This is a genomic window from Nonomuraea aridisoli (assembly GCF_003236395.1).
GTDB lineage: Bacteria > Actinomycetota > Actinomycetes > Streptosporangiales > Streptosporangiaceae > Nonomuraea > Nonomuraea aridisoli.
In genome coordinates this window covers 1-9,373 of sequence record NZ_POUD01000325.1, presented here as the reverse complement: position 1 = coordinate 9,373, position 9,373 = coordinate 1, and the positions used below count along the sequence as shown (strand labels likewise).

Sequence of the window (9,373 nt, the reverse complement as noted above, 5' to 3'; positions counted from 1 at the left end):
CTGGCCCAGCTCCTGCCCGCCCGGCGAGTCCGCACCAAAGACCGCATCGTCAAACGCGCGATCTCCAAATACAACGCCCGCGGACCCGCCATCGACCGGACCACCTACAAAGCCACCATCAGCATCAGCATGATCCCGGCCAGCCCTTGACGCCGCTACCCCAGCCATAACTGAACGGCGTTGCCTCTAGATCTCCGGCGGCCGGTTCTCCCGGTGCATCAGCCGGTCGTCCGACGTGCGGCCCCGCCGCGGGGCCAGCACGACGCTCAACACGATGCCGGCGCCACCGACGATCATGAAGATGAGGCCCACGATGTCCATGTGGACGGCTTCTCCGAACACGTCAGGCTCGATCGCGAACCTCAGGATGGCGCCGAGCGTGAGGAAGAAGATGCTGACCCCGACACCCATGTGCGACCTCCAGGCAATGAGCGAGTACAGCCAGGGTCATACCCGGGTATAGGTGGTCCACCCGTCGCAATCAGGCCAGGCACGACAGCGGCCGGCCGCCGTTGTAGGTGATCATGTCGAGCACGGCGGTGACCAGGTCGATCGGCGCGCCGAGCGGCTGTCCGTCGAGCTCGGCGTACGCGCGGTGCAGGTTGCCGACGATGCGCTCGGAGTCGAGCAGGCCGCCCCACTCCCCGAGGTCGGTCTCCCTGGCCGTCTCCAGCGGGGTCAGCCCCGCCGCCCTGCCGCGCCGCGCGGTCTCCTGGACGAACCGCAGATACCCCTCGACCCGGTCGTACGCCTCGGGTCCGCACACGTCGCCGTGCCCAGGCACGATGGTCCGCGCGTCCAGCTCCCTGAGGCGCCCGACGGCCTCGATCGCGCCGGCGACCGAGCCCATCAGCACGAACGGCGTGCCGCCGTTGAAGACGAGGTCGCCGGCGAACAGCAGCCGCCGCTCCGGGATCCACACGTACGAGTCGTTGGTCGTGTGCGCGGCGACGCCGACGTGCCGCACCTCGCAGCGCAGCTCGTCGGAGTGGACGGTGACGCCGTCGGTGTAGGTGAGGAACGGCGGCACGGGCTCCTGCCGGCCCCAGTCGACCTCCGGCGACCAGGCGCCCAGGTAGCCGGGCACGCCGTCGGCGATGATCTGCTCGCGCACCCCTTCGTGCCCGACGATCGTGGCCTCGGGGAACAGCCAGTTGCCGAAGGTGTGGTCGCCGTGGTGGTGGGTGTTGATCAGCGTGGTGACAGGCCGGTCGCTGACCCTGCCGACGGCCTCCCGGAACGCCCGCGTGCGGCGTTCGGTCGAGCAGGCGTCGATGCAGATGACGCCGCGCCGCCCGGCCAGGAAGCCGGTGTTGTTGATCCACCAGCTGCCGTCGGGCTGCAGGTAGGCGTAGACGCCGTCGGACACCTCTTCGACACGCGGCGGCGGCAGCGGATGGTCGTGGGAAGACGAACTCATGGGAGGGAAGGTACTGAACCTCTCCGCGCTGAATTCCGGCGAGGTCCCTGTTTTCATGACAAAACGCCCGCGCGTGTTCGCGCGGGCGTTTCGGCTGACACGGACTAGAAGGCCTCCTCCGGGAGCTCCATGAGCTCCAGGCCGGTGGAGGTGAGCACGCGCCGCTCGGCGGCCAGCCGGGGCAGCACGGTCTTGGCGAAGAACGACGCCGCGCCGACCTTGCCCTGGTAGAACGGGTCCTCGACCTCCGACAGCCGGGCCAGGGCCACCTCGGCCTGGCGCAGCAGCAGCCAGCCGATCACCAGGTCGCCCAGCGCGAGCAGGAACCGGGTGGTGTTCAGGCCGACCTTGTAGACCTCAGAGGCCGACTCCATCGAGCCGATCGCCCAGCCCGCCATGGTGTCGCCCATGACCTTGACGTCGGCGGCGGCCTCGGCGAGCAGCTTGCGCTCTTCCTTGAGCCGGCCGTTGCCCGCCTCGGAGCCGGCGAACTCGTTGATCTCGGCCAGCAGCCGGCCGACCGCGGCGCCCTGGTTGCGCAGGATCTTCCTGAAGAACAGGTCCATGCCCTGGATCGCCGTCGTGCCCTCGTACAGGGAGTCGATCTTGGCGTCGCGGATGTACTGCTCGATCGGGTAGTCCTGCAGGTAGCCGGAGCCGCCCAGCGTCTGCAGCGAGCGCGAGAGCATCTCGTACGAGCGCTCCGAGCCGACGCCCTTGACCAGCGGCAGCAGCAGGTCGTTCATCTCGTCGGCCTGCCGGTCGTCCGGGTTCATCAGCAGGGTGTCCTGGAACGTGGCCGTGTAGAGCACCAGGGCGCGCATGCCCTCGGTGTAGGCCTTCTGCAGCATGAGCTCGCGCCGGACGTCCGGGTGGTGGGTGATGGTCACCCGCGGGGCGGTCTTGTCGGCCTGTCGCGTCAGGTCGGCGCCCTGCAGGCGGGCCTTGGCGTACTCCAGGGCGTTGAGGTAGCCGGTGGAGAGCGTGGCGATGGCCTTGGTGCCGACCATCATGCGGGCGTGCTCGATGACCATGAACATCTGCTTGATGCCCTCGTGCACGTCGCCGACCAGCCAGCCGATCGCCGGGTGCTTGTCGCCGAAGGTGAGCTCGCAGGTCGTGGAGACCTTCAGGCCCATCTTCTTCTCGACGTTGGTGACGTAGACGCCGTTGCGCTCGCCGAGCTCGCCGGTCTCCAGGTCCACGTGGTACTTCGGCACGAGGAACATCGACAGGCCCTTGGTGCCGGGGCCGTGGCCCTCGGGGCGGGCCAGCACGAGGTGGAAGATGTTCTCCGACATGTCGTGCTCGGCGCTGGTGATGAAGCGCTTGACGCCCTCGATGTGCCAGGTGCCGTCGGGCTGCCGCACGGCCCTGGCCCGTCCGGCGCCGACGTCGGAGCCGGCGTCCGGCTCGGTGAGCACCATCGTGGCGCCCCAGTTGCGCTCGATGGCCATCTCGGCGAAGCGCTTCTGCTCCGGCGTGCCGAGCTTCCACAGCGTGTAGGCGAAGTTGGGGCCGGCCGCGTACATGTAGAGGGCCGGGTTCGCGCCCAGCACCATCTCGGCCGTCGCCCAGGCGAGGCTGCGCGGGATGCCGGGGCCGCCCAGGTCGGCGGGCAGGTCGAGGTGCGCCCAGCCGCCGTCGATGAGCGCCTTGTAGGACTTCTTGAAGCCCTCCGGCACCTTCACCGTGGCGGTGGCCGCGTCGAACACGGGCGGGTTCCTGTCGCCCTCTTCGAAGGAGTCGGCCAGTACGCCGGTCGCAAGACGGTTGACCTCGTCGAGAATGCTGCGGGCGACGTCCTCGTCCACGTCCGCGAAGGGCCCGGTGCCGAGGATCTCGCGTCTGCCGAACACCTCGAAGAGGTTGAACTCCAGGTCGCGTAGGTTGCTCTTGTAGTGGCCCATGGGCGTCGATCTCCTTGAACCGAGGGGTTGTACCGGCGAGTAACCTTACTCCCGAATGCTACCCGCGGGTAACCAGGGGCATGCATGGCATGCTCGTCCTCATGGACGCCGAACAACTCGCCGCCCGCTGGCGTGAGCGACTCGAATCCTGGGCGATCCCCGACGAGATCCTGGCCAAGGCTCCCGTCGACCCGTGGAGTCACTCGCCGCAGAGATTCGGCACCCGTACCGACCGGGCGCTGGCCGAGCCCGACGACGGTCCCACCATGCGGCGTCTGGCGGAGGCCCTGCCCGAGGATGGCACGCTGCTCGACGTGGGCGCCGGGGCGGGGGCCTCCTCGCTGCCGCTGCGCGGGCGCATCGGCCATCTGTACGCGGTGGACACCTCGCGGGCCATGCTCGACGGGCTGACCGCGCGGGCCGACAAGCTCGGCGTCCCCGTCACCGCGATCGAGGGCCGCTGGCCCGACGTGGCCGACCAGGTGCCGGTTGCCGACGTGAGCGTGGCCGCGCACGTCGTCTACAACGTGCCCGACCTGGCCGCGTTCCTGCGCGCGCTCGACGCCAGGACGAAGGGCAGGGTGGTGCTGGAGCTGACCCACCGCCACCCCATGAGCTGGCTGACGCCGCTGTGGCAGCACTTCCACGGCATCGACCGGCCGGTGCGGCCCATCGCGGAAGACTGCGTGGCGCTGGCGGCGGCGCTCGGCTTCGCCGTGCGGGTGGAGGAGCGGGAGGCGCCGCTCGAACGCTTCTCCTCGCTGGAGGAACTGGCCGCCAGCGCGTGCCGGCGGGCCTGCCTCGACCCCGCGCGGGCCGACGAGGTGGCCGCGACCGCGCTGGAGCTCGGCATGTGGCCGGTGCCCCGCGACCGGTGGGTCACCATCTGGTGGGAATGATCCTCACATCGGGGCTGTTCACTTTGTGAGCCCCCCGACGGTTCCCGGACGAGACGCGCCGTACCCGGATACGCCAAGACGACGCACCCGTGTAGGTCTCACGTCCAGGAGAGTCATCTCAATGGCATGGGTCGTTCTCGTGCTGGCCGGCCTCTTCGAGGTCGTCATGGCGTTGTCGCTCAAACTCAGCAACGGCTTCACCCATCTGTGGTGGAGCCTGTCGTTCCTCACCACGGCCGTGCTCAGCTTCGGCCTGCTCTCGTACGCCATCAAAAGCCTGGAAGTCGGCACCGCGTACGCCGTCTGGACGGGCATCGGGGCGGCGGGCACCGCGTTGCTCGGCATGGCCCTGCTCGGCGATCAGGTCTCGGCGGCGCGGCTGCTGTTCATCGGCCTGATCCTGGCCGGGGTGATCGGATTGCGAACACTGGCTTGACGGCTTAGGTGGTGTCGCGATTGGGTGACGGCATGATCGAGATCCATGCCGTCACCATCGACGCCGCCGACCCGTACACGATCGCCTCCTGGTGGAGCAAGGTCACCGGGCTGCCTCTGGGGGAGGGCGACGAGCCCGGTGACGACGAGGTCATGCTGCGCACCAAGCAGGACCCGTTCCTGCTGTTCATCCGCGTGCCCGAGGGCAAGACGGTCAAGAACCGGCTGCACCTCGACGTCAACGGCACCGAGGGCAGGACCCGCGACCAGGAGGTCGAGTGGCTGCTGGGCCAGGGCGCGACCGTTCACGAGGACCACCGCAAACCCGACGGCACCGGCTGGGTGACCATGCTCGACCCCGAGGGCAACGAGTTCTGCGTCTGCCGCAGCCAGGCGGAACGGGAGTCGCAGGTCTGAGTCAGCGGGCCGACTGCGCTCGTCCCTTCATCGTCAGGGTCAGGATGCCGGCGATCAGGTAGACGAGCGCGCCGTGCCAGACGGAGTCCACGGCCGCGCCGAAGACACCCTCGCCGTCGAGCACGAGTTGCACCGGGTAGTCCAGCACGGCGGCGATACCGGCCGGCAGGAGAGAGAACTTCCACGGGTGTTGCAGCGACCACAGGCGCGCCTGGCGGGTCACCCGGTCGCCCTCCTGCGGCCGCGCGACCGACCCGATCGCCGCGATCAGGGCGAACAGGCTGATGCCCAGCCCCAGCGCCCAGGACAGGTCGCCGCCACCCGTCACCAGACCGAGGCCGTAGCTGGTCGCGGAGACGACGCCACCGCCGATGGCGGCGGCCTTCCAAGGAGCGCCGCGCAGCGCGGCGCCCGACAGCGAGACCTCGTCGCGTCGACTGATTTCGTTCATGTCCTCATGCTGTCCTTTGTCCCACCCTGGGGGCATCGGGGACGGACCCTGAACCGTCCCTGACATGATGCGCACATGACGGACATCGAGATTGTGCAGCTTGGCCCGGACGAAGGGGAGCGCCTGAAGGAGGTACGGCTGCGCGCGCTGCGCGACACGCCCGGCGCCTTCGCCTCCAGCCACGAGAGCGAGAGCGCCTTTCCGGCCGAGACCTGGGCCGAACGCCTGGCGAACCCGCAGTCGCGCTGGTGGGTGGCCGCCGGCGACGGCGCGGACGTGGGCCTGGTGTGCCTGCTCATGGAGGAGACCGGGGGACACCTGCTGTCCATGTGGGTCGCGCCGGAGGCCAGGGGAACGGGCGTCGGCTCCCGGCTGGTGGACGCCGCCGTCGCCTGGACCCGCGAGGCCGGCGCCGAACGGGTGCGGCTGTGGGTCGTGGACGCCAACGAGAGCGGCCGCGCGTTCTACCTCCGCAAGGGATTCACGCCGAGCGGCCGGACCGGCGTGCTCACCCGCGAGACCGGCCCCGAGTCCCCGGAGACCGAATACGTGCTGTCGCTGATCTTCCGCCAGGCCCGCAGGGACGACGTGCCCGCGATCGTCGCCATGCTGGCCGACGACCCGCTCGGGGCGCAGCGCGAGGGCGACCCCGCCGACGAGCGCTACCTGGCCGCCTTCGACCGGATCGACGCCGACCCGAACGACGAGCTGATCGTGGCCGAGGTGGACGGCAAGGTGGTGGGCACGATGCAGCTGACGTACCTGGCCGGGCTGTCACGGCTGGGCGCCGAGCGCTGCCAGATCGAGGCCGTACGCGTCGCCGCCTCCGCCCGGAGCCAGGGCCTCGGCGGCAAGATGATCCGGTGGGCGATCGACCGGGCGCGCGCCCGCGGCTGCGCGTTGGTGCAGCTGACCTCCGACAAGTCCCGCACCGAGGCCCACCGCTTCTACGACCGGCTCGGCTTCGTCCAGTCCCACGTGGGATACAAGCTGGCCCTATGAGACCGGGCTGAGCTCCACCAGGTTGTCGTGGAAGCCGGGCCCCCGGCCCATGTCACCGTCCCGCTCGGCCACGACGGCGTTGGGGTTCGCGCCGCCGGGGCTGAGCTTGGGCCAGCGGCCCTTCGGCGAGGCCACCACCCCGGGGGCCACCCGGTCGCTGATCTCCACGTCGGCCAGGAACGCGCCGCCGTCGTTGTGCACGCGCACCCGCTGCCCGGCCCTCAGCCCGCGGGCCGCCGCGTCGGCCGGGTTGACCAGCACCACCGGGTCCTTGGCCCGCCGCCGCAGCTCGGGGTTGTTGCCGAAGGTCGTGTTGAGGAACAGGTGCGAGGCCGGCGTGACCAGCGTCAGCGGGTACGCCGAGCGCCCCGCCGAGGCCGTGTGCGACGGCACGTACGCCTGCCCGGCCGGCGGGAAGCGCAGCCGTCCCGACGGCGTGGGAAAGCCCTCGGCGAACGGCGCGAACGGCTTGGGGTAGTTCATCCGCACCCAGCCCTCCTTGCGCAGCCGGTCGAGCGTGATGCCCTCCAGCGACGGATGCCCGCTCGACAGCAGCTGCTCGGCCAGCTCCAGGTCCGAGTCGAACAACGACGGCTCGGTCATCCCCATGTGCGCCGCCAGGCGCCGGAACGTCTCCGTCGTCGACAGGCACTCGCCCGGCGGCTCCACGGCGGCCTCGTTCCACAGCAGGTACATGTGGCCGTAACCGGCGTGCAGGTCGTGGTGCTCGGTCTGCATGGTGGCCGGCAGCACGATGTCGGCGTAGTCGACGGTGTCGGTAGGAAACTGCTCCATGACCACCGTGAACAGGTCCTCGCGTTCGAGCTGCCGCCGGATCGCGTTCGCGTCGGGCGTGGAGCCGACCGGGTTGGCGGCGTACACCCACAGGCACTTGACGTCGTCGAGCTGCGAGGCCAGCTTGCTCATCACCCGCGTGCGCACCGGCTTGGCCAGCAGGTCGTCGCGGGTGTCGATGGCGAGGCGCACGTGGTCGCTGGTCGAGAACGCCACCCCGCCGCCAGGGTGCCGCCAGTCGCCGGTCACGCCGGGGATCGCGGCGATCGTGCGCAGCGCGGTGCCGCCGCCCTTGTGCCGTTGCAGGCCGTGCGTCGCCCTGATCCCGGTCGGCCGGGTGTGCGCCAGCCGCATCCCCAGCCTGTGGACGGACTCGGCCGGGATGCCGGTGATCTCCGCCACCCGCTCGACCGGGTGACTCAGGATCTCCTGCCGGAACTCCTCCCAGCCCTCGGTGTGTTCGGCCAGGAACTCCTCGTCCTGCGCGCCCTCCGCCAGCACCACGTTGAGCAGGCCGAGCGCCAGCGCCGCGTCCGTGCCCGGCCTGATCGCCAGGTGCTCGTCGGCCTGGTCGGCCGTCCTGGTGCGGATGGGGTCGATGGCGACGACGTGGGCGCCGTTCGCGCGGGCGTCCTGGATGAACTTCCACAGGTGGTGGCCGCTGGTCAGCGTGTTCGTGCCCCACAGCAGGATCAGCTTGGACAGCGCGAAGTTCTCCGGGTCCATGCCGGCCGCGGTGCCGTTCGTCCGGCGCAGGCCGGTGCTGCCGGCCGCCGAGCAGATGTTCAGCCAGTGCTTGGAGGCGCCCAGCATGTTCCAGAACCGCCGCCCGGCCACGCCCTCACACCCCTGCAGGTAACCGAGCGTGCCGGTGCCGAGGTAGGGCCAGATGGCCTCGCCGCCGTGCTCCTCGACGACGCCGCGCAGCCGTACGGAGATCTCGTCGAGCGCCTCGTCCCACGTGATCCGCTCGAACTGCCCGGACCCCTTCGGCCCGGTACGCCGCATCGGGTACAGGATGCGGTCGTCGGCCCGCGTGTGCTCCAGATACCGGTTGACCTTCACGCAGAGCGCGCCCCTGGTGTAGGGCTGGTCGGGGTTGCCCCGGAGCTTGACGGCCGTGCCGTTCTCGACGGTGACCACCCACGAACAGGTATCCGGGCAGTCCAGCGGACAAGCCCCCAAAACCCTCAGTTCACCCGACATGCGTTACAGCGTATGCCGGGGAAATACGGAGGTGAACGGGGGGAAGGCGACCGTGTAGCCTGCCACCTGCGACGGGCACGACTGAGGACACTGCAAGCTAGACGACGTACGGGTCCGGCCGGGAAGGTGCAGAATCACTGTCGGTGGCCGATATCAGCGCACGAGATGACACGGAGGACCTCTCGAAAGGGGATCCCGCCGTGGCCCAGCCACGTTCCGACACCGACGTCTACGTCGTCGAGCCTCTGCTGCCCCAGAGGCTGCGGCGGCCGTCCGACCTGCTGCGCTTCTTCGCCACGCTCTTCGTGCTGGCCGCGGTCGTGCTGCTCGCCCTGGTGGCCAAGCAGACGCTGATCGGCCTGGAGGCCGACGTCAAGGAGGGCGCCGAGCTCGTCCCGCTGCTCAGCCGGATCGCGGCGTTCCTCGGCGGCGCGGCCGTGCTGATCGTGCCCGCGGCCTTCGCCGTCGAGCGCGTCTTCCACCGCGACGGCCTGCGGGTCGCCGAAGGGCTGATCGCCGCCATCGTCGGCATGGCCGGGTCGTTCCTGCTCGGGCAGTGGCTCGTCTCCGGCAACCTGCACGACCTGCGCGTGCTGCTCACCGGCGACCGCGACATCGAGCCGCTCAACACCCTGCTCACCTCGGTCGTCGCGTACGCCACCGCCGTCCGCATCTCCCGCCGCCCCACCTGGCGGATGCTGATGTGGACCACGATCGCCCTCTACATCCTGGCGTTCTTCTCCGGCCGGCAGATCACCATCCCCAGCGCCATCGTCACGGTTCTGGTCGGCATGGCCATCGGCTACGCCACCCTGTACGGCATCGGCAGCCCCAACAC

9 protein-coding genes, 1 pseudogene and 1 riboswitch are annotated in these 9,373 nt (G+C 70.1%); of the genes and pseudogenes, 5 read left to right on the top strand and 5 right to left on the bottom strand.

The genetic code is table 11. From position 1 onward, the window contains the following. Positions 1–186: 186 nt before the first annotated feature. From C1J01_RS42365 to C1J01_RS42355, 3 genes are all read right to left on the bottom strand, one after another. Positions 187–411: a DUF6458 family protein gene (locus C1J01_RS42365; protein ID WP_111184682.1), complete on the bottom strand. Its 225-nt coding sequence runs from the start codon at positions 409–411 to the stop codon at positions 187–189. Between the two features lie 70 nt (positions 412–481). Beyond that, positions 482–1,420, bottom strand: coding sequence for an MBL fold metallo-hydrolase (locus C1J01_RS42360; RefSeq protein ID WP_111184681.1), 939 nt, complete (start codon positions 1,418–1,420; stop codon positions 482–484). 104 nt (positions 1,421–1,524) lie between these two features. Continuing rightward, the gene (locus C1J01_RS42355) at positions 1,525–3,330 is read right to left on the bottom strand and encodes an acyl-CoA dehydrogenase (protein ID WP_111184680.1); all 1,806 of its coding nucleotides are present in this window, start codon (positions 3,328–3,330) and stop codon (positions 1,525–1,527) included. 101 nt (positions 3,331–3,431) lie between these two features. On the opposite strand from C1J01_RS42355, the gene C1J01_RS42350 reads away from it, so the two are divergent. The 3 genes from C1J01_RS42350 (at position 3,432) to C1J01_RS42340 (ending at position 5,081) form a co-directional block, all read left to right on the top strand. Next, a complete protein-coding gene (locus C1J01_RS42350) occupies positions 3,432–4,229 on the top strand; it encodes a class I SAM-dependent methyltransferase (protein WP_235855039.1) in 798 nt (265 codons plus the stop codon). 24 nt (positions 4,230–4,253) lie between these two features. Then, positions 4,254–4,317: riboswitch (guanidine-III (ykkC-III) riboswitch) on the top strand. 33 nt (positions 4,318–4,350) lie between these two features. Beyond that, entirely contained in the window at positions 4,351–4,665 is a 315-nt protein-coding gene (locus tag C1J01_RS42345; protein WP_111184678.1) for a DMT family transporter, read from the top strand. 32 nt (positions 4,666–4,697) lie between these two features. Further along, positions 4,698–5,081, top strand: coding sequence for a VOC family protein (locus C1J01_RS42340; protein ID WP_111184677.1), 384 nt, complete (start codon positions 4,698–4,700; stop codon positions 5,079–5,081). Between the two features lies 1 nt (position 5,082). Here C1J01_RS42340 and C1J01_RS42335 read toward each other — a convergent pair whose 3' ends face one another. Beyond that, positions 5,083–5,532, bottom strand: a complete 450-nt coding sequence (locus C1J01_RS42335) for a hypothetical protein (protein ID WP_181449266.1) — start codon at positions 5,530–5,532, stop codon at positions 5,083–5,085. Positions 5,533–5,607: 75 nt separating this feature from the next. On the opposite strand from C1J01_RS42335, the gene C1J01_RS53585 reads away from it, so the two are divergent. Beyond that, positions 5,608–6,534, top strand: coding sequence for a GNAT family N-acetyltransferase (locus C1J01_RS53585; protein ID WP_111184676.1), 927 nt, complete (start codon positions 5,608–5,610; stop codon positions 6,532–6,534). Here C1J01_RS53585 and C1J01_RS42325 read toward each other — a convergent pair. Further along, positions 6,529–8,535, bottom strand: coding sequence for a molybdopterin-containing oxidoreductase family protein (locus C1J01_RS42325; RefSeq protein WP_111184675.1), 2,007 nt, complete (start codon positions 8,533–8,535; stop codon positions 6,529–6,531). The two genes, C1J01_RS53585 and C1J01_RS42325, sit on opposite strands and share 6 nt — an antisense overlap. 200 nt (positions 8,536–8,735) lie before the next feature. On the opposite strand from C1J01_RS42325, the pseudogene C1J01_RS42320 reads away from it, so the two are divergent. After that, positions 8,736–9,373, top strand: a pseudogene (locus tag C1J01_RS42320) (TIGR00374 family protein); the annotation flags it as partial.